Source organism: Microbispora sp. NPDC046933 (assembly GCF_040644635.1).
Taxonomy (GTDB): domain Bacteria; phylum Actinomycetota; class Actinomycetes; order Streptosporangiales; family Streptosporangiaceae; genus Microbispora.
Window position 1 is genome coordinate 399629 of record NZ_JBEYWW010000001.1, and the last position, 23798, is coordinate 423426.

General features: G+C 71.9%; 22 protein-coding genes. 6 read left to right on the top strand and 16 right to left on the bottom strand.

The annotated features are described in order from the left end of the window. Positions 1-15: 15 nt before the first annotated feature. Positions 16-474 carry a MarR family transcriptional regulator gene (locus tag ABZ857_RS01695; protein ID WP_357035792.1) on the top strand — a complete coding sequence of 153 codons (459 nt, stop codon included), beginning with the start codon at positions 16-18 and terminating at the stop codon, positions 472-474. A gap of 76 nt (positions 475-550) precedes the next feature. Here ABZ857_RS01695 and ABZ857_RS01700 read toward each other — a convergent pair whose 3' ends face one another. Beyond that, a complete protein-coding gene (locus tag ABZ857_RS01700) occupies positions 551-1747 on the bottom strand; it encodes an MFS transporter (protein WP_357035795.1) in 1197 nt (398 codons plus the stop codon). Between the two features lie 58 nt (positions 1748-1805). Here ABZ857_RS01700 and ABZ857_RS01705 point away from each other — a divergent pair, with 58 nt between their 5' ends. The 3 genes from ABZ857_RS01705 to ABZ857_RS01715 are packed head-to-tail and all read left to right on the top strand — an operon-like array spanning position 1806 to position 4046. Beyond that, positions 1806-2786, top strand: coding sequence for a winged helix-turn-helix domain-containing protein (locus ABZ857_RS01705; protein WP_357035798.1), 981 nt, complete (start codon positions 1806-1808; stop codon positions 2784-2786). A gap of 30 nt (positions 2787-2816) precedes the next feature. Then, positions 2817-3362, top strand: a complete 546-nt coding sequence (locus ABZ857_RS01710; RefSeq protein ID WP_357035801.1) for an XRE family transcriptional regulator — start codon at positions 2817-2819, stop codon at positions 3360-3362. Positions 3363-3413: 51 nt separating this feature from the next. Then, a complete protein-coding gene (locus tag ABZ857_RS01715) occupies positions 3414-4046 on the top strand; it encodes a LysE family transporter (protein ID WP_357035804.1) in 633 nt (210 codons plus the stop codon). A gap of 16 nt (positions 4047-4062) precedes the next feature. On the opposite strand, the gene ABZ857_RS01720 is transcribed toward ABZ857_RS01715, so the two are convergent. From ABZ857_RS01720 to ABZ857_RS01770, 11 genes are all read right to left on the bottom strand, one after another. Then, the gene (locus ABZ857_RS01720; RefSeq protein WP_357035806.1) at positions 4063-5349 is read right to left on the bottom strand and encodes a thymidine phosphorylase; all 1287 of its coding nucleotides are present in this window, start codon (positions 5347-5349) and stop codon (positions 4063-4065) included. A 9-nt stretch (positions 5350-5358) separates the two neighbouring features. Then, a complete protein-coding gene (locus ABZ857_RS01725) occupies positions 5359-5748 on the bottom strand; it encodes a cytidine deaminase (RefSeq protein WP_357035809.1) in 390 nt (129 codons plus the stop codon). Further along, positions 5745-7016: an ABC transporter permease gene (locus ABZ857_RS01730; RefSeq protein ID WP_357035812.1), complete on the bottom strand. Its 1272-nt coding sequence runs from the start codon at positions 7014-7016 to the stop codon at positions 5745-5747. The genes ABZ857_RS01725 and ABZ857_RS01730 overlap by 4 nt, the downstream gene beginning before the upstream one ends. A gap of 46 nt (positions 7017-7062) precedes the next feature. Further along, positions 7063-8193 carry an ABC transporter permease gene (locus ABZ857_RS01735; RefSeq protein ID WP_357035815.1) on the bottom strand — a complete coding sequence of 377 codons (1131 nt, stop codon included), beginning with the start codon at positions 8191-8193 and terminating at the stop codon, positions 7063-7065. A 61-nt stretch (positions 8194-8254) separates the two neighbouring features. After that, a complete protein-coding gene (locus ABZ857_RS01740) occupies positions 8255-9790 on the bottom strand; it encodes an ABC transporter ATP-binding protein (RefSeq protein ID WP_357036217.1) in 1536 nt (511 codons plus the stop codon). 102 nt (positions 9791-9892) lie between these two features. Beyond that, a complete protein-coding gene (locus ABZ857_RS01745) occupies positions 9893-10906 on the bottom strand; it encodes a BMP family ABC transporter substrate-binding protein (RefSeq protein ID WP_357035818.1) in 1014 nt (337 codons plus the stop codon). Positions 10907-11131: 225 nt separating this feature from the next. Further along, on the bottom strand, positions 11132-12160 hold the full coding sequence (locus ABZ857_RS01750) for a BMP family ABC transporter substrate-binding protein (RefSeq protein ID WP_357035821.1): 1029 nt from the start codon (positions 12158-12160) through the stop codon (positions 11132-11134). 93 nt (positions 12161-12253) lie between these two features. Further along, positions 12254-13777 (bottom strand): protein kinase, encoded by a 1524-nt coding sequence (locus ABZ857_RS01755; RefSeq protein ID WP_357035824.1) that lies wholly within the window; start codon positions 13775-13777, stop codon positions 12254-12256. A 62-nt stretch (positions 13778-13839) separates the two neighbouring features. Then, positions 13840-15024 (bottom strand): amidohydrolase, encoded by a 1185-nt coding sequence (locus tag ABZ857_RS01760; protein ID WP_357036220.1) that lies wholly within the window; start codon positions 15022-15024, stop codon positions 13840-13842. A 296-nt stretch (positions 15025-15320) separates the two neighbouring features. Next, the gene (locus tag ABZ857_RS01765; RefSeq protein ID WP_357035827.1) at positions 15321-16493 is read right to left on the bottom strand and encodes a glutamate--cysteine ligase; all 1173 of its coding nucleotides are present in this window, start codon (positions 16491-16493) and stop codon (positions 15321-15323) included. A gap of 66 nt (positions 16494-16559) precedes the next feature. Continuing rightward, positions 16560-16760, bottom strand: coding sequence for a hypothetical protein (locus ABZ857_RS01770; RefSeq protein ID WP_357035830.1), 201 nt, complete (start codon positions 16758-16760; stop codon positions 16560-16562). A 94-nt stretch (positions 16761-16854) separates the two neighbouring features. Here ABZ857_RS01770 and ABZ857_RS01775 point away from each other — a divergent pair, with 94 nt between their 5' ends. Beyond that, positions 16855-18147, top strand: a complete 1293-nt coding sequence (locus ABZ857_RS01775; RefSeq protein ID WP_357035833.1) for a D-alanyl-D-alanine carboxypeptidase — start codon at positions 16855-16857, stop codon at positions 18145-18147. A 114-nt stretch (positions 18148-18261) separates the two neighbouring features. Here the strand turns inward: ABZ857_RS01775 and ABZ857_RS01780 are convergent, their stop codons facing one another. From ABZ857_RS01780 to ABZ857_RS01790, 3 genes are all read right to left on the bottom strand, one after another. Then, entirely contained in the window at positions 18262-19224 is a 963-nt protein-coding gene (locus tag ABZ857_RS01780) for a YihY/virulence factor BrkB family protein (protein WP_357035836.1), read from the bottom strand. Between the two features lie 79 nt (positions 19225-19303). After that, positions 19304-20317, bottom strand: a complete 1014-nt coding sequence (gene trpS, locus ABZ857_RS01785) for a tryptophan--tRNA ligase (protein ID WP_193202322.1) — start codon at positions 20315-20317, stop codon at positions 19304-19306. A gap of 52 nt (positions 20318-20369) precedes the next feature. Continuing rightward, positions 20370-21683: a hemolysin family protein gene (locus ABZ857_RS01790; protein WP_357035839.1), complete on the bottom strand. Its 1314-nt coding sequence runs from the start codon at positions 21681-21683 to the stop codon at positions 20370-20372. Positions 21684-21846: 163 nt separating this feature from the next. Here ABZ857_RS01790 and galE point away from each other — a divergent pair, with 163 nt between their 5' ends. Beyond that, positions 21847-22800, top strand: coding sequence for a UDP-glucose 4-epimerase GalE (gene galE, locus ABZ857_RS01795; protein ID WP_357035842.1), 954 nt, complete (start codon positions 21847-21849; stop codon positions 22798-22800). 66 nt (positions 22801-22866) lie between these two features. Here the strand turns inward: galE and ABZ857_RS01800 are convergent, their stop codons facing one another. After that, complete coding sequence (locus ABZ857_RS01800) at positions 22867-23730, bottom strand: CARDB domain-containing protein (protein WP_357035845.1); 864 nt, start codon at positions 23728-23730, stop codon at positions 22867-22869. Positions 23731-23798: the final 68 nt, after the last annotated feature.

The following is a 23798-nucleotide window of genomic DNA, read 5'->3' on the forward strand; positions in this document are numbered from 1 at the left end:
GAAAGGCGGTCTCGTATGAACGACACCGACACCGACTTCGTGGTCATGGCCTGGCGCGAGCTGCTCGCCCGGCACGCCGAGGTGTCGTGCGCGCTGGAGCGGGAGCTGAGCGACAAGCACGGACTCGGCGTGAGCGAGTTCGAGGTGCTGGAGCGCCTCGTGGAGGGCCAGCCCCTCTGCACGGAGCCGGATACGGTCAAGTTCCGGGTGCAGGAGCTCGCCGGCCAGGTCCACCTGAGCCAGAGCGCGCTGTCGCGCCTCATCGCCCGGCTGGAACGTGAGGGGCTGGTCGCCCGCGCGCTGTGCGAGGCGGACCGTCGCGGGGTGTTCGTGCACGTCACCGAGGAGGGCCGGCGGCGGCACGCGGAGGCGACCCCCACCCATCGGGCCGTCCTGTCCGCGCACCTGTTCCCCCACCTCGTGAACGCCGGCTGCGCGTCCCCCGCACCGGACGAGGCGCCTCGCCCCGCCTGATCGGGGGGCGCCGCTCCACGGCCTCGGCCGAACGTCCGCGGCCACGCCCGCGCCGGTGCGGCCCTCGTACAGCTGATCACGCCGCCCTCGCGGCAGGCGTGGCAGAGCGGACCTCCACGTCGGCCCGCAGGCCGGGCGCCAGCGCGAGGGTGACCGCGGCGGAGGCCGCCGCCATCACGCCCATGGCGGCCGGGGCCGAGGTGAACTGGGCCACCGCCCCCGCGACGGCCGCGCCGACCCCCTGCATGGTGAGCAGGCCGGACGACTGCAGCCCGAGCGCCTGGCCGCTCATCTCCTCCGGAGTGACGGCCATGAGGCGCTCCTGGAGCAGCAGGCTGGCCGAATATCCGGCGGAGGCGAGCACGACGGCGGCGACCGCGACCGGCAGGGACGGGTGCAGGAGGAAGACCAGGTACGGCACGGCGAGCAGCAGCCGCAGCGGAGCGCCCAGCCGCTCGCGCCATCGCTTGGGGACGAACCGCCCCATGAGCGTGTCACCGGTGAGCATCCCGGCGGCGGCGCAGGCGAACAGCAGCCCGGCGTGCCGGGAGTCGTACGCGACGTACAGCGACTCGCAGCCGACGACCAGGCCGTTCGGCACCCACAGGGCGAGGTACAGGCGGCGGCGCGACCCCGACGACCAGAGCGCGCGGTTGGTCCGCCACGTCTCCGCGGGCGACGGACGTCCCTGGGCGCGGGGCGGGCGGGCGGTGAGCCCCCACCGGGCGACGGCCGCCGCGGCGAAATACAGCCCCGCCCCGGCGAGCAGGGTGCCGCGCGGGGACAGCGCGGTCACGAGCACGCCTCCGGTGACGAAGCCGATGATCTGCTGCACGCCGACCGACATGCTGAGCACCGAGCGGCCGAGCAGGTAGCCGTCCCTGGGCAGGATCTCGTTGAGCAGCCCGAACCGGACCCCGCCGCCGAGGGACGCGGCGAGCCCCATGCCGAGGACGACGGCGAACACCGCCCACAGCGGCAGGCCGGGCACGGCGAGCAGGGCCGTGCCGGCGCAGTGGACCAGCGCCAGGCCCGTCATCGCGGCGCGCGGGGGCAGCCGGTCGGCGGCCGACAGCAGCACCGTCGCCCCGAGCACCTGCGCGAAGGACGCGCCGAACATGCTCAGGGCCGACAGCAGCGGCGACCCCGTCGCTCCGTACACGAGCGTGCCGAGCGCCAGGCCGCTCACGGTCGAGGCCGCCACCTGCGCGGACGCGACGGTGAACAACGGCGTGAATTCGGGGGTGCGGAACAGTTCCCGATATGTGCGCATGACGGGAGCCTCGATCACCGCCGCGCCCGGCCGCTATTGTTTCGCCGGGAGGCGAAACATGGGCTGGTGGCTGGTCAACGCCGACACCCTCGCGGAGAGCCGGTTCGTGATCTCCCCGCTGGCCGAGGCCACCGCCTGCCTGTTCGCGCTGGAGAAGGCGTCGGCGGCGCATCCGGGCGAGCGGGAGTGGCTCGACACCCACCTGCCCGCCTACCGGTCCCGCCTGGCCGGCGACCCGGTCACGGCGCTGCTGCTGAAGGCCGCGCGGGGACGCAACTGGATCGCCGACTTCCTCACGCCCGCCCCGACCGGCGAGGGCGAGGCCGCCTTCGAGGAGGAGCTGGCCCGCGTCCGCGCGACCCCGCCCGAGACCGCGCACGCCGACATCGAGGTGGCGCTGCGCGGCCCGTTGCCGGAGCCGCTGCGCCGTCCCGACCTGCCCGAGCGGGCGGCCGATCTGCTGGAGTGGGTGTGGACGCGGACCGTGCTGCCCGACTGGCCGCGCCGCCGGCGGATCATGGAGGCCGACATCGTCGCCCGCGTGGGCCATGTGAGCCAGGGCGGCTGGGCCGCCGCGCTGAACGACATGCGCAAGGGGATGCGCTGGCTCGGCGGCAACCGGCTGCAGATCAACACCTACGACTACCCGCCGAGGCAGATCGGCGGGGCCAGGCTGATGTTCGTCCCGGTCACTCCCCGCCAGGCGTGGACCGCCTGGACGGCGGGCCGGCACTACGCCCTGGTCTACCCCTGCTCGGGAACGCTGGCCGAGCCCGGCCGGGCGCCGGTGCCCGAGGCGCTCGGCGCGCTGCTCGGCCCGGCGCGGGCGCGGGTGCTCGTGCTGCTCGCCGCGCCGAAGAGCACCACGCACCTCGTGGCGCTGACCGGCCAGGGGCTGGGGTCGGTGGGCCGCCACCTCAAGGTGCTCCTCGACGCCGGTCTCGTACGGCGCCGCCGGGCCGGGCGGTCGGTCCTGTACTACCGCACGCCCCTCGGCGACGCCCTCACGGCGAACGACGCCGACGCTCGTTCGGTATAGTGAACATATGGTTCCGTCGAAGATGCCGTCATGAGCGGGGCGGCGGCGGCGATCGGCGCGCAGATCCGGCTGCGCCGTCGGCAGCGCGGCATGAGCGCGGCCGAGCTCGCCCGCCGGGCCGGTCTCGGCAAGGCGACGCTGTCGAGCCTCGAGGCGGGCACCGGCAATCCGACGATCGAGACGCTGGAAGCGGTCGCCCTGGCCCTGCACATCCCCCTGACCGACCTGCTGACCAGGGACACCGACGCCGGTCCCGTCCACCTGCCCTCGACGCCCGCGGCCACCGACGGCCCGACACGCGAACTGCTGCGCCGGATCGGCAGCGGGCACAGCCTGGAGCTGTGGCGGCTGCGCATGCCCCCGCACACCGACCTCGACGGCATCCCGCACGCGCCCGGCACCGTCGAACACCTGCTGGTCGCGGCGGGCGAGGTCACGGCCGGCCCGGACGACGACCCGCGCCTCCTGGGGCCGGGCGACCTGCTGGCCTTCGCCGGCGACCGCCCGCACCGCTACCGCACCGGCGACGGCCCGGCCGACGTCACGGTCGTCATCGCCTCACCCGTGGCCGGCTGAGCCGGTCGAACCCGTCCACGGCCGGCCGAGCCCGGCCAGGAAGGACCCGCCATGTCGTGGTTGCCGCTGCTTCCCCTGCTCGGCGTCTGGATTCTGGTCGTCATGAGCCCGGGCCCCGACTTCCTCATCGTGCTCAGATACTCGGCCGCCGGGTCGCGGCGCAGCGGCGTGCGGGCGGCCGCGGGCGTCGTCACCGGCATCGGTGTGTGGGCGGTCGCCGGTCTGTTCGGCGTCACCGTGCTCGTCCAGCGGTTCGAGTGGCTCTACACCGCCGCCCGCGTCGCCGGCGCCCTGTTCCTCGTCGCGTTCGGAGTGGCGACCATCCGCGCCGCCCGCAGGCAGGCGTCCCCGGCCGACGACGACGCGGCGCCGGCGCTCGCCGCGCACCGTCCGGGCAGGCTGCGCGAGTGGCGCGCCGGGCTGCTGACCAACCTCGCCAACCCCAAGGCCCTCGTGTTCTTCGGCGCCCTGTTCGCCAGCCTGCTCCCGCACCGTACGGACCTCGTCATGCGGGCGGTCACGCTCGGCGCGATGCTGGCGATCGCCTTCGCCTGGTTCTCCGCCGTCGCGTTCCTGGCCGGCAGCCCGTGGATCACCAGGGGCTACCGGCGGCTGAGGAAGAGGCTCGACATGCTCACCGGCGGCCTGTTCGTCGGCATGGGCGCGCTGCTGATCCCCCGCTGACCCGATCCCCCTGACCTCAGGCCGTCAGGCGGTCGATCACCAGCGGGAGCAGGGCGACGCCGTCCCCGTCGCCGATCTCGTACGCGCCTTCCAGAGCCTGGAGGGCCCGGTCGAACCTGGCCGCCTCGTCGGCGTACAGGGTCATCAGCGGGGCTCCGGCGCGGACCGTCTCGCCGGGCTTGGCGTGCAGGACGATGCCCGCGCCGGCCGACACCGGGTCCTCCTTGCGGGCCCGGCCGGCCCCGAGCCGCCAGGCCGCCACGCCGACCTTGAGCGCGTCGAGCGTGCGCAGCGTGCCCGAGGCGGGGGCGGTGACCACGGCCGACTCGGCGGCCTTCGGCAGCGGCGCGTCCGGATCGCCGCCCTGGGCGACGATCATGCGCCGCCAGGCGTCCATCGCCGAGCCGTCCTTCAGCGCCTCCTCGGGGTCCCTGGCGCCCGGGACGGCGGCGGCCTCCAGCATCTCCCTGGCCAGCCGTACGGTGAGCTCGACCACGTCGGCAGGGCCCCCGCCGGCGAGCACCTCGACGGACTCCTCGACCTCCAGCGCGTTGCCCACCTTCAGGCCCAGCGGCCGGTCCATCGCGGTCAGCAGGGCGACCGTGCGCACTCCGGCGTCGGTGCCGAGCTCGACCATCGTCCGCGCCAGTTCGCGGGCGTCGTCCACGTTCTTCATGAACGCGCCCGAGCCGGCCTTCACGTCGAGCACGAGCGACCCCGTGCCCTCGGCGATCTTCTTGGACATGATCGAGGAGGCGATCAGCGGAATCGACTCGACCGTGCCGGTGACGTCGCGCAGCGCGTAGAGCTTCTTGTCGGCCGGCGCGAGGCCCGCGCCCGCCGCGCAGACGACCGCCCCGGCCGAGCGGATCACGGCGAGCATCTCGTCGTTGGACAGCGACGCCCGCCAGCCGGGGATCGACTCCAGCTTGTCCAGCGTGCCGCCGGTGTGCCCGAGGCCCCGCCCGGACAGCTGCGGCACGTACGCGCCGCAGGCGGCGACCAGCGGAGCCAGCGGCAGGGTGATCTTGTCGCCGACCCCGCCGGTGGAGTGCTTGTCGGCCGTGGGCCGGTCGAGGGAGGACCAGTCCATCCGCTCCCCCGACCTGATCATGGCCTGGGTCCAGTCCGCGATCTCCCTGCGGTTCATGCCGTTGAGCAGGATCGCCATCAGCAGCGACGACATCTGCTCGTCGGCCACCTCGCCCCGCGTGTACGCGTCGATCACCCAGTCGATCTGGGCGGTCGGCAGCTCACCCCGGTCGCGCTTGGCGATGATGACCTCGATCGCGTCGAACCCCACGCTTCCCCCTTATCGCGACAGATCTTCGGGCCCGAAGGCGAACGGCAGGAAGTCCGCCATCCGCATCGGCCCGTCGGGCGTCTCCACCAGCAGGTCTCCCCCGCCGTGCTCGAACAGCAGCTGGCGGCAGCGGCCGCACGGCATCAGCAGCTCGCCGTGGCCGTCCACGCAGGTGAAGGCCACCAGCCTGCCGCCGCCGCTCGCGTGCAGCGCCGAGACGAGCCCGCACTCGGCGCACAACCCCACGCCGTACGACGCGTTCTCCACGTTGCAGCCGGTCACGACCCGGCCGTCGTCGACGAGCGCCGCCGCCCCCACCGGAAACTTCGAGTACGGCGCGTACGCGTGGGTCATGGCCTCGCGGGCCGCGACCCGCAGCGCCTCCCAGTCGATGCTCATTTCGCCTGCCCCCTTCGATACGGGACGCCGTCGGCCGCCGGCATGCGCAGCCGTTGCGAGGCCAGCGACAGCACCAGCAGCGTGGTCAGGTGGGGGGTGAACGAGGTGAACTGCTCCGGCACGGTGTCCGTCACGGCGAACACCACGAACACCGCGATCGCCACGACCCCGGTGACCAGTGCCGCGACCCCGCGCCGCTGCCGTACGAGCTGGTAGACCGCCACGGCGACGAGCAGCAGCACGACGACGAGGAGCAGCGCGTGCACCGAGATGCCGCCCTGGCGGAGCTGGAGCGCGTCGGTGTAGCCGAACAGCGCCGCGCCCCCGGCGAGCCCGCCGGGACGCCAGTTACCGAAGATCATCGCGGCGAGGCCGATGTAGCCGCGCCCGCCCGTCTGCCCGTCGCGGTAGATGCCCGCGGCCACGAGCGACAGGAACGCGCCGCCGAGCCCGGCGAGCACACCGGAGATGATCACGGCGGCCCACTTGTACAGGTAGACGTTGACGCCCAGCGACTCCGCCGCGACCGGACGCTCGCCGCACGCCCGCAGGCGCAGGCCGAACGGCGTGCGCCACAGGATGTAGAACGACAGCGGGACCAGCAGGATCGCCAGGATCGTGAACCAGGACACGCCCTGGGTGATGCCCCGCAGCACGCCCGCGAAGTCCGACAGCACGAACCAGTGCTTGGCCTCGACGGTCCGCAGCGGGTCGTCGAGGAAGCCCAGGCTCACCGTGCCCATCTTGGGCAGCGGCGGCGAGTTCTTCGTCCCGCCGCCCGGCATGCCGTCGAAGACGAGCTGGGACAGGTACTGGGTGAAGCCGACGCCGACGATGTTGATCGCCACGCCGGAGATGATGTGGTCGACGCCGAAGGTCACGGTCGCGACGGCGTGGATCACCGCGCCCAGCGCCCCGCCGACGGCGCCGGCGACCACGCCCGCCCAGGGGCTGTGGAACTGGAGGGCGCCCCAGGCCCCGAACCAGGTGCCGAGCACCATCATGCCTTCGAGGCCGATGTTGACCACGCCGGCCCGCTCCGACCACAGGCCGCCGAGACCGGCGAGCCCGATCGGCACGGCGAGGCCGAGCGCGGCGCTGACCGTGCCCGCCGAGGTGATGTCGTTGGCCCCGGTCACCAGCCGCGCGATCGACAGCAGCACCACCAGCCCGGCCAGGCCGAGCAGGAGCACCGGCGCCGACAGCCGGAAGCGCCGCGCCGGGGGCGTCTCGACCGGGCGTTCGACCGGGAGGTCCGTCGCCGTCATGCCGTCTCCTCGATTCCGTCCGGCTCCTCGATTCCGTCCGGCTCTGTCATGCCGCCGCCTCCGCCTTCGGCGCCTCCTGCGGCGCGGCGAGCTCGCGGCTGACCCTGCGCTGCTCCGCGACGATCCGGTAGCGGTGGACCAGCTCGTACGCGATGATCACGGAGATCACGACGACGCCCTGCATGATCTGGACGATCTCCTTGGAGATGTCGAGCAGCTGGAGCTGGTTGGACGAGTTTTCCAGGAAGCTCCACAGCAGCGCGCCGACCGCCATGCCGACCGGGTTGTTGCGGCCGAGCAGGGCGATCGCGATGCCCGTGAAGCCGAGGCCGGCCGGGAAGTTGTTGCTGTACTTGTAGGAGGCGCCGAGCAGCTCCGGCATGCCGATCAGACCGGCGACCGCCCCCGACATGACCATCGTGACGACGATCATCTTCTTCACGCTGACGCCGCTCGCCACCGCCGCGGACTCGGACTTGCCGGTCGCCCGCAGCTCGAAGCCGAACCGGGTGCGGTTGAGCACGACCCAGTACGCGACGCCGAGCAGGACCGCGACCACGATGAAGCCGTTGACCAGCACCGGCGTGCCCGCGATGAGCGGGATGCCCGGCATGTGCGCGTCGTCGGGGATCGGCCTGGTGCCGAGGTCGTTGCCGGTCAGCACGCCGAAGTGCTCGCTGACCAGCCACGACCCGAGGCCGGTGGCGATCGCGTTCAGCATGATGGTCGAGATGACCTCGCTCACGCCCCGGTAGACCCGGAGCAGGCCGGCGATCGCGGCCCACAGGGCGCCGACGACCACCGCGACGACGACCACGAGGACGATGTTCAGCACGCCGGGCACCACGGCGGCGCCGCCGAGCCCGGCGGCGACCACGGCCGCGAGGCGGTACTGGCCGTCCACGCCGATGTTGAAGAGGTTCATCCGGAAGCCGACGGCCACCGCGAGCGCGGAGATGTAGTACATGACCCCGGTGTTGAGGATCATGACCATCGACCGCGGCTGGGTGCCGTAGTCCGCGAGGGTGGTGAACGCCTCCACGGGCGCCTTGCCCGCGACGAGCAGGACCACCGAGGTGATCAGCACCGCGAAGACGACCGCGATGACCGGCGCGGCGACGGCGAGCCAGCCGCCCAGCCGCACCCGGCCGAGCATCCGGTCGAGGAACCCGTTCATTCCGTTCCCTCCCCCGGGGTCGCCGCCGTGCGGGCCGCGCGGCCCGCACCGGTACGCCTGCTCATACGCCCTCCCCGGCGCCGGTCATCGCCGAGCCCAGTTGCTCGGGGGTCACGTTCGCGGGATCGACGTCGGCGACGATCCTGCCCCGCAGGATCACCTTGAGCGTGTCGGACAGGCCGATCAGCTCGTCGAGGTCCGCGGAGATCAGCAACACGGCCAGCCCGGCGGCGCGTGCCGTACGCAGGTGGTCCCAGATCGCCGCCTGCGCGCCGATGTCCACGCCGCGCGTGGGGTGGCTGGCGATGAGCAGCACGGGGTCGCCGCTCATCTCACGCCCGACGATCAGCTTCTGCTGGTTGCCGCCGGACAGCGTGGCCGCGTCCACGTCGATGCCGGGGGTGCGCACGTCGTACTCCTCGACGATGCGCCGCGTGTCGGCCCGCGCGCCCGCGCGGTCGATCCACGGGCCCTTGACGTTGGGGCGGCGGGTCTGGTGGCCGAGGATGCGGTTCTCCCAGAGCGGCGACTCCAGCAGCAGGCCGTGCCGGTGGCGGTCCTCGGGGATGTAGCCGATGCCGCCCGCGCGCCGCCTGAGCGTCGACCAGTGGGAGATGTCGGCGCCGGCGAGCGTGAGCGCGCCCGCCTCGCTGGGGCGCATGCCCATGATCGCCTCGACGAGCTCCGCCTGGCCGTTGCCCTCGACGCCCGCGATGCCGAGCACCTCGCCCTTGTGGATGTCGAAGCTCACGTTCTCGACCACCGGCCGCCCGTCGCCGGTGCGCACGGTCAGGTCGCGTACGGACAGGGCGACGACGTCGGTGACGGTCGACTCGCGGGTCTCGGGGCTGGGCAGCTCGCTGCCGACCATGAGCTCGGCGAGCTTGCGGGAGGTCACGTCCTTGGGGTTCACGGCCGCCACGGTGGTCCCGCGCCGGATGACGGTGATCTCGTCGGCCACCCGCAGGACCTCGTCCAGCTTGTGAGAGATGAACAGGATCGTCAGCCCCTCGCGGACCAGGCCGCGCAGGTTGTCGAACAGCTCGTCCACCTCGTGGGGCACGAGCACGGCGGTCGGCTCGTCCAGGATCAGGATGCGGGCGCCCCGGTAGAGCACCTTCAGGATCTCCACCCGCTGGCGGTCGCCGACCCCCAGGTCCTCGACCGGCACGTCCGGCCGTACGCCCAGGCCGTACGCGTCGGAGATCTCCTTGATCTTCTTACGCGCGGCGGCGAAGTCCAGGGCGACGCCGCCGCGGCGCGGCTCGCTGCCCAGGACCACGTTCTCCAGCACGGTCAGGTTGTCGGCCAGCATGAAGTGCTGGTGGACCATGCCGATGCCGGCGGCGATGGCGTCGGCGGGGGTGTGGAAGCCCACGGGCGACCCGTTGACGCGAATCTCGCCCTCGTCGGGGCGCTGCATCCCGTACAGGATCTTCATCAGCGTGGACTTCCCCGCGCCGTTCTCGCCGACGATGGCGTGGATGTGCCCTCTGGCGACGCGGAGGTGGATGTCGCTGTTGGCGACGACTCCCGGGAACCTCTTGGTGATCCCGGTGAGCTCTACTGCGGGTTCCGTAACGGTCGCGGCGGTAATGTCGGCCTCCTCCTCGCGGAGTGCCCGGTGACGGTCAAGTGATAGTGAGAGTAGAGCAAAAGGGCCCGGGGCGGGTGCCTCCGGGCCCCTCGATTGCGCAGGTCAGGACGTCGGGACCGTGATCTCGCCGTTGATGATCTTCTGCTTGTACTCGTCGATCTTCGACTTGATGTCGTCGATCTTGCCGCCGGTCGTGGAGTAGTCCACGCCGCCCGCCTTGAGGTCGTAGACGGCCGGACCCGACTTGACCGCGCCGGTGGTGTAGTTCTTCAGGAAGTCGAAGACCGCCACGTCGACCTTCTTGATCATCGAGGTGATGATCACGTCCTTGAAGTCGGCGTACGCCGGGAGCGCCGCCTGGTCGGAGTCGACGCCGATCGCCATCGCCTTCGCGGCCTTGGCCGCCTCGAAGACGCCCGCGCCCGAGCCGCCGGCCGCCTGGTAGACCACGTCCGCGCCGGCGTCGTACATGCCCTGCGCGGCCGTCTTGCCCTTGGCCGGGTCACCGAAGCCGCCGAAGTCCGGGGGCTGGGTGAGGTACTTGCTCTGGATCTTGATGTCCGGCTTGACGGCCTTCGCGCCGGCCTCGAAGCCCGCCTCGAACTTGTGGATCAGCGGCACGTCAACGCCGCCCACGAAGCCGACGTTGCCCTTCTCGGACTTGAGCGCCGCCGCGGCCCCGACGAGGAACGACCCCTGCTCCTCGGCGAACATCAGGTTCGTGATGTTGTCGCCCTTCGCGGCGTCGTCGTCCACGATGGCGAACTTGACCTCGGGGAACTCCTTGGCGACCTTCGCCACGGAGCCCGAGTAGGCGAAGCCCACCGCGATGACCGGGTTGTAGCCCCCGGAGGCCAGCAGCCGCAGCCGCTCCTCCTTCTGGGCGTCGGTCTCGCCCGCGGTCGCCTCCAGCTCCTTCTTCTGGACCTTGAGCTCCGACTCGGCCTTGTCCAGGCCGGCCGCGGCCGCGTCGTTGAAGGAGCCGTCGCCGCGGCCACCGATGTCGTACGCCAGGCCGACCTTGGTCTGCGAGGCGGCGGGCGCGGAGGACGCGCCGGCCGAGGCCCCGGTCGTGGCGGTGTCGTCGCCGCCGCCCCCACACGCGGCGGCGGCCATGAGCAAGGCGCCACCCGCGGTGGCGGCGGCCAGTCTGCTAACTCGATTGCGGAGCAAGGTCGTGACTCCCCTTCCGTTCCCCGCCCGTCTGACTCTCGTCGCACGCACGCAGGAACGCACGGCAACCCTGCACGGAAGATAGTTGTTTGACCTGCATAGACCAAACCCGCACACCAGTCCGCAACATGTCCGTTATTGAGCCCAGTCCACACCGTGACCGGGGCGTCAGCCTGGGGAAACCTTGACCCTGCCGTGGACGATCTCCTGCTTGAGCTGCTCCAGCCTCGGCTGGATGTCCGTGATGTGGCCGCCGGTCAGGGCGTAGTCGACGCCGCCGAGCTTCAGGTCGTACACGGTCCGGCCGCTGGTGGCGGTCCGGTCGGCGACGTCGGCGAGGTAGTCGTAGACCGCGACGTCGATCCGCCGCAGCATCGACGTGAGGATCACCCCGCGCACGGCCGGGTCCGCGCTCACCGCCTGGTCGAAGTCGCAGCCGATCGCCCACGCGCCGGCTTTCCTGGCGGCCCTGAACACCCCGGCGCCGGACGCGCCCGCCACCTGGAAGACCACGTCGGCACCGTCCGCGTACATCTTCCCTGCCGCCTCCTCCGCCGCCTCCGGGCGGTCGAAGCTCCTCAGGTCCTCCTTCCCGCTGAGATAGGCGATCCGGATCTTCACCCGCGGGTTCACGTGCCGCACGCCGGCCACGAAGCCGGCCTCGAACCTCTTGACCAGGGGCGTCCGGGGGCCGCCGACGAAGCCGACCTCGCCGGTGCGGGACTTCAGCGCCGCCGCCGCGCCGACCAGGAAGGCGCCCTGTTTCTCGGCGAACATCAGGTTGGCGACGTTGGGGCCGGACGGCGTGGCACTGTCGACGATCGCGAACCGCACCGCGGGGAACTTCGGCGCGACGTGCGCCAACGGCTGGCCGTACGAGTCGCCGACCGCGATGACCGGGTTGTACCCGGCCTGGGCGAGCGCGCGCAGCCGCCGCTCCTTGGCCGCCGCGGACTCGCCGGGCACGCCCTCCTCCTCCCGCGTCCGCACGTTCCCCAGATTCCGCTTCGCCTCGTCGAGCCCGGCGGCCGCCATGTCGTTGTACGACCTGTCGCCCCTGCCTCCGATGTCGTACGCGAACCCGACACGCAGCGGGGCGGTGCGCGGGGACGCGGTCTCCAGCCCGCCGCCGCATCCCGCGGCGGCGGTCACGACGGCGGCGACGGCGCCCGCCATCGCCGCCCGGAATGCCCGCAATCGGACCTCCAACCCGCAATGGCCCCACCTGCCCGATACCCCCTGCGGGAGAACGCGCCGCACAAAGCCTCTGACAGATTTATCCCATTTGAGTTAATTCGTACGGGTAAGAGATCCCGAGTATCGGGCGGACTGTTCCCCTTCGCGCGTCACCTCGAAGTCCGCCGCGCTCCCGCCCCGCCATGTGATCGAGACTCTTCCCGGATAACAGGCGTCGCCCTTCACCTGGTCGAGGGTCAGCACGAGCACCTCGCCCGACCCGCCCGACGGGGTGAGACGGCCGGAGCAGTGCAAGTCGGCGCCCCACCTCATCCGCGCGGGGTCGGACAGACGGATTTCGACCGGGAAGAAGCGGCCGGCCGAGGGATGGCGGGCGGCGCCCATCCACGTGCCGTCAGGGGCTTCGGGTCCGCGGGCCGCCAGTGCCCACGCGACGCCCAGCGCGGCGAGAACGGCGACCACGGCGAGCGAGGCGGCCGGCACGATCAGGCGCGCTCGCCCCCGACGGCGTCCACCGGTCCCGTCGTGCTCCGTCAGCCGGTCGCCGGTTCGCTCGGGTCCGGCCGGCTCCAGCCTGGCCGGCTCTGGTCTGGCCGGCTCTGGTCTGGTCGGCTCGGTGCCGGTCCGGTCCCCGGGCCGCGCGCTCTCCGGCTCGCGCCATGGCCGCGCGGTGAAACCAGGCGCGGTGAGACCTGGCTCGGTAGAACCCGGCGCGGTGGGACCCGGCGCGGTGGGACCAGGCGCGGTGGGACCAGGCGCGGTCAGATCCTGCGTGGTCAGCCCCCGCACGGCCGGGCCCGGCCGGTCCGGGGCACGGTCGAGCAGGGCGCTCAGCACCTGTCCGGCGTCCGGCCGGTGGGCCGGGTCCGCGGCCAGGCACGCTACGACGAGGTCCTTCAGCAGGCCGGTGAGCGGCCCGAGGTCCGGCGTGCCGTACAGGATGCGGGCCATGACGGCCGCGTACGTGTCACCGGTGTAGGCGTGCCGGCCGCTCGCCGCGTAGACGAGTGTGAGCGCCCAGCAGAACACGTCCGCCGCGGGCCCGGCCGGCAGCCCTTCGAGCTGTTCCGGCGCGATGTAGGCCGGGGTGCCCACCGGATTGCCGGTCGTCGCGGTGGCGTCGGCGAGCCGGGAGATGCCGAAGTCGACGACCCGCAGCCCGTCCGAGCCGAGGAGCACGTTGCCCGGCTTGAAGTCGCGGTGGACGACCCCCGCCCGGTGGATCGCGGCCAGCGCGGTGGCCGTCCCCACGGCGACCCGGTCGAGGTCGCCGCCCGTCCGCGGGCCCGCCGCCGTCACGTGCTCGCGCAGCGACGGGCCGTCGACGTACTCGCTCACGATGTACGGCCGGTCGCCGTCGAGGTCGGCGTCGAGGACCTGGGCGGTGCAGAAGGGCGCGACCCGGCGCACCGCCTCGATCTCGCGGGTGAAGCCGCGCCGGGCGGAGGTGTCGTCGAGCCGGGCGTGCAGGAGCTTCACGGCCACCGGCTCGCCCGAGGCGCCGGCGCCGGCGCCGAGGAAGACGACCCCCTGGCCGCCCACGCCGAGGCGGCCGTCGAGGCGGTAGGTCCCGAGGCGACGGGGGTCCTCGGGACGCAGGGGGGAGACGTCGGGCACGGCGGCGTACTGCTCAGCGGGTCGGTCGGCTCAGCGGGCTCGGCCGGTTCGGTGGACGCGTTTCAACGGGCGCCGCCCCACAGCGCGGTCAGCGCAGTGGCGGCGAGGACCTTGACGCCGATCCCGATCGCCCGCTCGTCCACGTCGAACTGCGGCCGGTGGATGTCGACCTCGTCGACGGCCCCCGGCGGCCGGGTGCCCAGCCGGGCGAGCGCGCCGGGCACCGACTCGAGGTACCAGGAGAAGTCCTCGCCGCCGAGGCTCTGCGGCGTTGGCACGGCCGCCCCCTCGCCGACGATCTGGGTGACCGCGTCGTGCAGCATCTGGATGCTGGTGGCCTCGTTCACCGTGGGCGGCGTGCCGCGCCGGTAGTCGATCTCGGCGTCCACGCCGTACGCGCCGGCGACCGAGTCGAGCAGGGCCTTGACCAGGTCGGGGGCCTGGTGCCAGGCATCCTCGTCGAGCGACCTGACCGTGCCCTGGGCGATCCCGACGTCCGGGATCGCGTTGGCCACAGAGCCCGCGGCGATCTGGCCCCACACGAGGCTGAGGCTGGAGCGGGGGTCCACGCGACGCGACAGCGCGGCCGGCAACTCGGTAACGATCTTGCTGAGCGCGTAGACGAGGTCCACGGTCAGGTGCGGCCGGGCGGTGTGCCCGCCCGGACCCGCGACGCGGATGCGCAGGCTGTCGCAGGACCCGGTGATCGGGCCGGTCCGCAGGCCGACGTGACCGACGTCGAGGCGCGGGTCGCAGTGCACCGCGAAGATGCGGTCCACCTCGTTGAGGCCGCCGTCGCGCATGACCTCGAGCGCGCCGCCCGCGACCTCCTCGGCGGGCTGGAAGATCAGCCGTACCCGGCCGGGGAGCGCTCCCGCGTCGGCCTGCGCCGCCAGGAACAGCCCCGCGCCGAGGACGATCGCCGTGTGCACGTCGTGGCCGCAGGCGTGGCACGCGTTCGGGTTCGTGGACCGGTAGGGGACGTCCTTCTCGTCCTCCATCGGCAGCGCGTCGATGTCGGCGCGCAGGGCGACCGTGGGGCCCTCGTCCCGGCCGAGGTCCACCCACAGGCCGGTGCCGCGCGACAGCGGGTGCGGGGTGAGCCCGGCGTCCGTCAGCCGCTCAGCGATCTTCTCGGTCGTGCGATGCTCGCTGAAGGCGATCTCCGGGTGCGCGTGTACGTCGCGCCGGAACTCGATCAGCTCATCGTTGTGCCCGCGAAGGAATTCCGCCAGTTGCCCGGCCAGGTCGTTGCTTCCCGGCACGGCCGCGTCCGGCGTTGCGAGCTTCGATGAGGTGGCCACGGGTCTTCCCTTCTCCGGCGAGCCGTCCCGCCACGGATCGCCGGATCGTCCATATGATCACGAAAAGTCAGGTAAAAGTCCAAAAGGGTCGAGCGGGCGTGCCTCGCCTCCACCGACCCTTCATTCACAATCCTTCCATGCCGCGACCCTCCGATACGGCGGATTGCCCAGTATTTACACCGGCCTCCGCACGTTGTCAGAACTGAGGCACTGTTGCCGGACATATCAGGCCTACCCCGTCAGGTGGCTGATTGTCCGATCTCGCGGTTGGGGTTCGAGGTGACGAACCTGTCCTCGGCGAGCTCGATTACCGTGGCGTCGACCACGTCCTGGAGGGTCCCTCCATCGGCGAGGATCGCCCGCTGGCGCTCGGATGAGCTCCCCTGCTCCAGCACCTCGGTCACGACCGCCAGTTCGTCGGCACAGCCGAGCCGCTCGGCGACGGGTTCGAGTTCACGCTGAAGTTCATACAATACGTCGCGCATCGGCGCCGTGGAGCCATGGTCGTCGGTGATGACGTCCGCGTCGAGGCCGTACCGCGTGGCACGCCACTTGTTGTCGCGCACCACCCACGCCGCCGGATGCGGCAGCGTGTATCCCCGGTCGATCTGCTGGTCGAACTGTTGCACGAGGCACTGGGACAGCGCGGCCACCATCCCCACCTCGCGCGGCGTCGGAATGCCGTCGAACATCCGGATCTCGATCGTGCCGAAGTCGGGATGCGGCCGGATGTCCCACCACACCTCCTTGATGCTGCGGATCGTGCCCGCCCGCAGCAGCGTGTCCATGTACTCCTCGAACTCGGCCCAGTCGGCCAGCAGGTGCGGCGGCCCGGCCGTGGGCAGCGAGCCGAAGACGATGGCCCTGCTCGACGCCAGCCCGGTGTCCTGCCCGCCCCAGTAGGGGCTGGAGGAGGTGAGCGCGAGGAAGTGCGGCAGATACGCCGCGAGGGCGTTGACGATCGGAACGACCTTGTCCCGCTCCTTGACGCCCACGTGGACGTGCACGCCGAACGTCTGGATCCGCCAGGCGAGCCACTGCATCTCCTCGACCAGCTCCACGTAGCGCTGGCTGGGCGCGTAGACCGCGTCGCGCCAGTCGCTGATCGCGTGGGTCCCCGTGCAGGCGAGCGCGATGCCGCGCGGCTCGACGGCCTCGGTCAGCCGGCCGATGCTCTTCTTCAGGTCCTGCACCGCCTCCGCCACGGTGTGGCAGACGTCGGTGACGATCTCGACCTGCGACTGCATGAGCTCGTGCATGGCCTTGGGTCGCTGACCCTCACTGAGGTCGGGAACCGCGGCGAGCACCTCCTTGGCGTCCTGGCGGAGATGACGCGTGAGCCTGTCGACGAGCTGAAGCTCCCACTCCACGCCGAGCGTCGCGCCACGCGAGGGGTTGAAGTCGATCGCCAAAGCTTGCCTCCATCACGTTCTGTCCCTGTGGACACTCAGGTCACATCGGGCAGGGTCGTTTCCTGATCAGGCCCTACCCTTCTTCCATCCCCGCACGCCGACGGCCCCGAGCGCCAGTGCCAGGAGGATGTTCACCGCGATGAGCACGCCGTGGACGACGTAGAAGGACGTCTCGTGCCCGTCGGCGAGGTTGAAGCCGAGGTTGATCCATTCGAAGATCATGAAAGCGGCGAGTGCCACGAGAAAGATCGATACACGTCTCGTCATGCTGACAGTATCGGGCGGCCACCTGAGTGGCGCTGTGGCATATGGGGCATATGTCGCTTCGTGCGAAGGCAGTCAAGGCTAGGCTGAACGACCTATGGGGACGAACCTGCGGGCCCTCGCCGCGACCATGACGACGGCGGGGGTGCTGACGACGGCGCTGCTCGGCGCCCCTCCCGCCGCGGGCGCGCGGGCCGTACCGGACCTGGCGCCGCGGGAAACCGGCCTGGCCATGACCGGGAACGGCACGGGGACCGGCACGAACGGCACCGGGACCGGCACGGCCGTGACCGGGAACGGCACCGTCGGCGGGGACCTGCTCGCCGGCCACGGGATCATCGCGCCCGCCGGGGTCAAACCCCCGCCCAAGACCGAGGCCAGCGCCTATCTGGTGGCCGACGCCGACACCGGGGCGGTGCTCGCGGCCAAGGACCCGCACGGGCACTACCTGCCCGCGAGCACGCTCAAGACGCTGACGGCGGTGACGCTGATCCCCAAGCTCGACAAGGACCGCAAGATCAAGCCGAGCGACGAGGCGTGCAACGTGGAGGGCAGCGCCGTCGGCATCGTCCCCGAGCCGATCTACAAGATCGACGACCTCATGCGGGCGCTCCTCATGGTCTCCGCCAACGACGCCGCCGTCGCGCTCGCCGAGGCGAACGGCGGCCTGAAGAAGACGCTCGCCGACATGAACGCGGAGGCGCGCAAGCTCCAGGCGTACGACACGGTGGCCAAGACGCCGAACGGCCTGGACGCCCCCGGCCAGCGCAGCTCGGCCTACGATCTCGCCCTGATCGCGCGGGCCGGGCTGGCGATCCCGGACTTCCGCGAGTACATCAGCACCAAGGTCGCCAAGTTCCCCGCGCCCAAGGACTACCTGAAGAAGAAAAAGAAGAAGCGCCGCGACGACTCCGAGGCCAGCGAGTCGCCCGCGCCCGCCTACTACGAGATGGCCAACCACAACCGGCTCCTCGGAAGCTACAAGGGCATGCTCGGCGTCAAGAACGGCTGGACGTCCAAGGCCCTGGGCAGCTTCGTGGGCGCGGCCCGGCGTGACGGCCACACCATCCTCGTCGTGATCATGCATCACCCCGGCGGTTTCTGGGAGGAGGTCTCCAAGCTGCTCGACTGGGGCTTCGCCGCGAGGGGCAAGGCGGCCCCCGTGGGCCAGTTGGTCGCGCCGGCGCCCGACGCCAAGCCCTCCTCCTCTCCCCTGGCCGTACGGCCCTCTCCGACGCCGGGCGCGGCCAGGGCGCGCGGAGAGGACCCCGCCTCGAAAGGGGCGGGCGTGACCACCCCCCTGCTGATCGGCGGCGGCGCCCTCGTGGCCCTCGCCCTCGGCGCGTACGGCCTGCGCAGGCGCCGGAAGGCGCCCGGCGACGCCGACTAGCGCGCAGGCGGGGCGGGGATGGCGTGCTCGGCGGCGCGGCTGACCTCCTCCCAGCGGGCCCAGGTCTCCATCCGCCGGCGTGAGGCGTCGCAGGCCAGGCGCGGCCAGGCGCGGTCAGGCGGGGCCGGTCGTGGGCGTGGTCGCGGGGGACGGAAGCGGAGTGGGCTCCGGCGGCGGGCCGAGCGTGGCCGTCGCCGTCCACGCGGCGGCATAGAGGATCACGCGGGCCGACAGGTTGATCCACAGCAGCAGCCCCACGACCACCGCGAACGTGCCGTACACCGGGTTGCGCAGGGTGCCGGACAGGATCAGCGCCGCGAGCTGCTTCAGCACCCCGAAGCCGACCGCGCCCAGCAGCGCGCCCTTGAGCACGACGAGGAACGGCTGCGACGGCTTGGCCAGCCAGCCGAGGATGACAAGGAAGAGCAGCAGGTCGGCGACGAGGCTCGCGGCGACGCCTGCGAGCCAGACCCCGAAGCCGGCCAGCGGCGAGGAACCCAGGCCGAGCCATCCGGCGACCGTGCTCGTGGCCCCGGTAGCGAACCCGCTCGCGATCACCGAGGCCAGCATGGCCAGGCCCATGAGCACGAGCGCGACGAGGTCGCGGAGCTTGCCGACGAAGTAGTTGAGCGGCGGCTCGCAGGTCATCCAGACGGTGCGCAGGGCCCCGCGCAGGGCGTCCATCGCGCCCAGCCCGGCGTACAGCAGGCCGAGCAGACCGATCAGCCCGGCCCGGCCCCGGGCCCCGGCGAGCTGGTCGATGTGGAGCTGCCCGGCGAGGCCGGGAAGCTGACTGTTGATCGCCTCGGTGAGCGTGGCGAGCGCGTCCGGGCGGATCGTCACGACATACCCGAACAGGGCGAACGCCAGCGCGATCAGCGGGAAGAACGACAGGAAGGCGAAGTAGGTGATGGCGCCCGCCAGCCGGTCCCCCGCCTGCACCTGGTAGCGCTGCACCGTGCGGATGAGGTGGTCGAGCCAGGGGAAGCGGATCCGGTCACGCTCGATCCACATCCGGCCCCACGCCCTGACTTCGTCGACGCGCCGCGTGACCTGGTCGACCATCGCCATCCCCATCGGCATGGTGTACCCGGAGAAGGCGTCTCGATGCGCGCGGCGACCGCGGCCCGGGGCGGGCCGCGGTCTCAGGCGCGGTTCACTCGAAGTGCGACGTGGGGAGCAGGCCGAGGCGCTCGCGGACCTGCTCCATCGTCTCCCGGGCCACCTTGCGGGCCCGGGCGGCGCCCGCGACCAGCATCCGGTCGAGCTCGGCCTCGTCGGCCAGCAGCTTCTCCGTACGCTCCCGGATCGGGGAGAACGTCTCGACGACGGCCTCGGCGACCTCCTTCTTGAAGGTGCCGTATCCCTGCCCGGCGAACCGCGTCTCCAGCTCGGGGATCGGCGTGCCGGTCAGCGCGGACAGGATCCGCAGCAGGTTGGTGACGCCCGGCTTGTTCTCCTCGTCGGCGACGACGTCGCTGCCGGTGTCGGTCACCGCGCGCATGATCTTCTTGCGCAGGGCGTTCGGCTCCTCCAGCACGTCGAGGATGCCCTGCGGGCTCGACGACGACTTGGACATCTTGGCGGTCGGGTCCTGGAGGTCGGTGATCTTCTCGACCTCCTTGAGGATGTACGGGCTCGGCACCTTGAACGTCTGGCCGTAGCGGCTGTTGAAGCGCTGCGCGAGGTCGCGGCTGAGCTCCAGGTGCTGCTTCTGGTCCACCCCGACCGGCACCTGGTCGGCCTGGTAGATCAGGATGTCGGCCGCCTGGAGAATCGGGTAGGTGAACAGGCCCACACTGGCCGAGCTCTCGCCGTAGCGCGCGGACTTGTCCTTGAACTGCGTCATCCGCCCGGCCTCGCCCATGCCGGTCTGGCAGATCAGATACCAGGCGAGCTCGCTGTGCTCGCGCACATGGCTCTGCGCGAAGACCGCGGCGCGCTCCGGGTCGAGCCCCGCGCCGAAAAGCTGGGCGGCGGCGATCCTGGTGCGCCGGCGCAGCTCCTCGGGCTTGGGCGCGACGGTCAGCGCGTGCAGGTCGGCGATGAAGAAGAAGGCCTCATGGGTGTCCTGCAGCGCGACGTACTGCCGGATCGCACCGAGATAGTTGCCCAGGTGGAACGAGTCGGCAGTGGGCTGGATACCGGACAGGACGCGAGCAAGAGCCATACGGCAATTCTGTCAGGAGTCGCGGGCTGCCCGCGACAGACGCGGCCCGGGCTCAGGCGGTCGCCGCCGGCGCCGCGGCCTCGGGGGGATTGCGGGTGACGCGGACGCGGGAGACGCGGCGGCCGTCCATCTCCGTCACGGTCAGCGTGACGCCCGGCGCCTCGGCCACCTCGCCGCGCTGGGGCAGGTGGCCGAGGAAGGCCATGACGTATCCGCCCAGGGTCTCGTAGGGCCCGCTGGGCAGCCGTACGCCCGTCTGCGCCTGGAACTCGTCCAGGTTGACCAGCCCCTCGACCTCCACGTCTCCGGCGATCACCCGTACGGCGTCGCCGCTCTCGTCGTACTCGTCGCGGATGTCGCCCACGAGCTCCTCGACCAGGTCCTCCAGCGTCACGATGCCGTCGGTGCCGCCGTACTCGTCCACCACGATGGCGAGGTGGTGGCCCTCGTCGCGCATCTCCGCGAGCGTGGCGAGGACCCGCTTGCTCGCCGGCACGAGCTTGACCGGGCGGATCGGCACGACGTCGCTGATCGGCTCCAGCCGCCCGGTGCGGACCGGGTCGAGCAGGTCCCGCACGTGGACGAACCCGATGACGTCGTCGTAGGTGTCGCGGTAGACGGGGAACCTGGAGTGCGGCATGGCGGCGGCGAGCACGGCCGCCTCGGCGAGCGGGGTGTCCGCCGCCATGAACTCGACCTCTGTGCGGGGCAGCATGACCTCCCTGAGCTGCCGCTTGCCCGCCGCGAACACCTCGGCGATCACGTCGCGCTCGTCCTGGGTGAGCTCCGTGTGGCCCACCACCATGTCGCGCAGTTCCTCGGTGGTCATGGCCGCCCTGTCGGCGGACGGGTTGCCGCCGAGCAGCCGTACGACGCCGTTGGTCGACCTGGACAGCAGCCAGATCACCGGCCTCGACAGCGTCGCGATCCGGTCGAGCAGCGGAGCGGTCATGAGGGACAGGCTCTCCGCCCGCTGCCGGCCGAGCCGCTTGGGCGCCAGCTCGCCGAGCACCAGGGTCACGTACGAGATGGCCAGCGTGACGGCCACGAACGCGACGGGCGCGGCCACGCTCGGCCGCAGGCCCCACTGCTCCAGGACCGGGGCGAACCGCGGGCCCAGCGCGTCGGCGCCGAGCGCTGCCGACAGCACGGTCGCCACGGTCACCCCGACCTGGATGGCGGACAGGAAGCGGTTGGGGTCGCGGGCGAGCTTCTGCACCCGCGCGCCGCGGCGTCCCTCGTCGCGGCTCAGGCGGCGGATCTGGCTCTCCCGCAGCGAGACCATCGCCATCTCGGCCGCGGCGAAGAAACCGCCGATCAGGATGAATATCAGGACCAGGGCGATGGTCACCGCGACGTTGCTCACGTCATCAGTCCGTTCGGGTGTCAGGCAGGCCAGGCCGGTCGTCGCAATCTCCTGTTACTCGCTGAGATTGCGGTACTGGTGGCATTTAACCCGCTCCTCATGGGAAGCGCGTAAGCTAGGCCCTGGACGTACATAATCCAACACTTTTGAACAGGAGCAAACAGTGAAGCTGCTGGTTACTGGTGGAGCCGGGTACATCGGCAGCGTCGTGGCGGCGCAACTCCTGGAGGAGGGGCACGAGGTCACGGTGCTCGACGACCTGTCGACCGGGCACGCCGACGCCGTACCGCCCGGGGCCGCGTTCGTGCAGGCGTCGATCAACGAGGCGGGCGGCGTGCTGTCCGAGGGGTTCGACGCCGTGCTCCACTTCGCGGCCAAGTCGCTGGTGGGCGAGTCGGTCGAGAAGCCGGGGCTGTACTGGTCGCACAATCTCGGCGGCACGCTGGCGCTGCTCGACGCCATGCGGCAGGCCGGGGTGAACCGGATCGTGTTCTCCTCCACCGCCGCCACCTACGGCGAGCCGGAGCGCACGCCCATCCTGGAGACCGACCCGACCCGCCCGGCCAACCCCTACGGCGCGTCCAAGCTCGCCGTGGACACCACGCTCACCGCCTTCGCCGGGCTGTACGGCCTGGGCGCGGTCAGCCTGCGCTACTTCAACGTGGCCGGGGCGTACGGCGGGTTCCGCGAGCGGCACACGGTCGAGACCCATCTGATCCCCAACATCCTGAAGGTGGCCCTCGGCGAGCGCGAGTCGGTCAGCGTCTTCGGCACCGACTACCCGACCCCGGACGGCACCTGCGTCCGGGACTACGTCCACGTCGCCGACCTCGCCCGCGCGCATCTGCTCGCCCTGGACGCCTGCACGCCCGGCGAGCACCGGATCTACAACCTCGGCAGCGGCACGGGCTTCTCGGTCAAGGAGGTCGTGGACGTCTGCCGCGAGGTGACCGGGCACCCCATCCCGACCACCGTCGCGCCGCGCCGTCCCGGCGACCCGGCCGTCCTGGTGGCGTCCTCGGAGAAGATCCAGCGCGAGCTGGGCTGGAAGCCGGCCCACACGACGCTGCGGGACATGGTCGCCGACGCCTGGACCGCCTCCACGAAGCCCGCCTGAGCCCCGATGCCCGCCTGAGCCCCGATGCCCGCCTGAACGCCCGGCTGACCCCCCGTGCGTCGCCGGTCAGGCGCGGCGCAGGGCCACCCGTACGCTCGCCTTGTTGTTGGCCGGACGGCGGTCGCCGTAGCGGCGCGAGTAGACGGTGGCCATCGTGGCCACGGCGTGCGAGGCCCGGGACGGCACCCGGAACACGAGTTCGAGCAGCCCGCGCGACCCCGACCTGATCGGCGGCAGCGAGCACCCCACGAACTGGCGGTTCCCCCGGCAGCGCCCGCCCCTGGCGGACAGCAGCCGGGCCTCGCGCGGCTGGAAGAAGACGTAGGCGTCCCGCACGACGCGCGGCCCCCGGTTGCGCACCTCCGCCCGTACGGAGAACCAGTGGCCCGGGCGGATGAACCTGGTCGAGGAGCGGAACCGCATCGCCAGGTCGGCCCCCTCGTCGACCCTGGTCACCGCCTCGGCCGTGTTGTCGGTCTCGTCCTGGTCGAGCACCTCGGAGGTCAGGTCGGCCCGTGCCCGCAGCGGGCCGTGCGCGCCCGGCGCGATCACCCCCGTGATCGTCATGTCGCCCGAGCCGCCCGGCAGGACGTCGTCGGACGAGCGGCAGACGACCCGGTTGCGCGCCTGGCCGGGCTCGCACTCCGCCACGCCGACGTTGACGATCTGGAAGTCCTTGGGCAGCCGGACCCGCAGTGTCGGCAGCACGGCGTCCCCCGGGCCCTTGTTGTGCACAGTGACGTGGTAGGTCAGCGGCTGACCCGGCTGCGCCACCTTCGGCGAGGCGGTGATGCCGACCGCGAGATCGGCCGTGCCCCATTGACCCTTCACCGGCGCCGGCCGGGGTGCCTCCCCCGAGAAGGCGAGCGCCGGTTGCGGCGCTCCGGCGACGAACACACAGACCAAACCCGTGACGACCCTACGACCCACTGCCGCTCCCCCGAACGCTTGAGATCAATTCAACCGTGCCGGACGGGCCCCGCGCACCGTCCGACACG

What these genes read in the sequence shown, in the direction of transcription:
- trpS (WP_193202322.1), bottom strand. Translation starts at nt 20,317, where the DNA reads ATGGCTCTTGCTCGCGTCCTGTCCGGTATCCAGCCCACTGCCGACTCG.
- ABZ857_RS01730 (WP_357035812.1), bottom strand. Translation starts at nt 7,016, where the DNA reads ATGACGGCGACGGACCTCCCGGTCGAACGCCCGGTCGAGACGCCCCCG.
- ABZ857_RS01710 (WP_357035801.1), top strand. Translation starts at nt 2,817, where the DNA reads ATGAGCGGGGCGGCGGCGGCGATCGGCGCGCAGATCCGGCTGCGCCGT.
- ABZ857_RS01735 (WP_357035815.1), bottom strand. Translation starts at nt 8,193, where the DNA reads ATGAACGGGTTCCTCGACCGGATGCTCGGCCGGGTGCGGCTGGGCGGC.
- ABZ857_RS01745 (WP_357035818.1), bottom strand. Translation starts at nt 10,906, where the DNA reads ATGGCCGCCGCCGCGTGTGGGGGCGGCGGCGACGACACCGCCACGACC.
- ABZ857_RS01780 (WP_357035836.1), bottom strand. Translation starts at nt 19,224, where the DNA reads ATGGGGATGGCGATGGTCGACCAGGTCACGCGGCGCGTCGACGAAGTC.
- ABZ857_RS01715 (WP_357035804.1), top strand. Translation starts at nt 3,414, where the DNA reads ATGTCGTGGTTGCCGCTGCTTCCCCTGCTCGGCGTCTGGATTCTGGTC.
- ABZ857_RS01705 (WP_357035798.1), top strand. Translation starts at nt 1,806, where the DNA reads ATGGGCTGGTGGCTGGTCAACGCCGACACCCTCGCGGAGAGCCGGTTC.
- ABZ857_RS01695 (WP_357035792.1), top strand. Translation starts at nt 16, where the DNA reads ATGAACGACACCGACACCGACTTCGTGGTCATGGCCTGGCGCGAGCTG.
- ABZ857_RS01700 (WP_357035795.1), bottom strand. Translation starts at nt 1,747, where the DNA reads ATGCGCACATATCGGGAACTGTTCCGCACCCCCGAATTCACGCCGTTG.
- ABZ857_RS01725 (WP_357035809.1), bottom strand. Translation starts at nt 5,748, where the DNA reads ATGAGCATCGACTGGGAGGCGCTGCGGGTCGCGGCCCGCGAGGCCATG.
- ABZ857_RS01770 (WP_357035830.1), bottom strand. Translation starts at nt 16,760, where the DNA reads ATGACGAGACGTGTATCGATCTTTCTCGTGGCACTCGCCGCTTTCATG.
- ABZ857_RS01775 (WP_357035833.1), top strand. Translation starts at nt 16,855, where the DNA reads ATGGGGACGAACCTGCGGGCCCTCGCCGCGACCATGACGACGGCGGGG.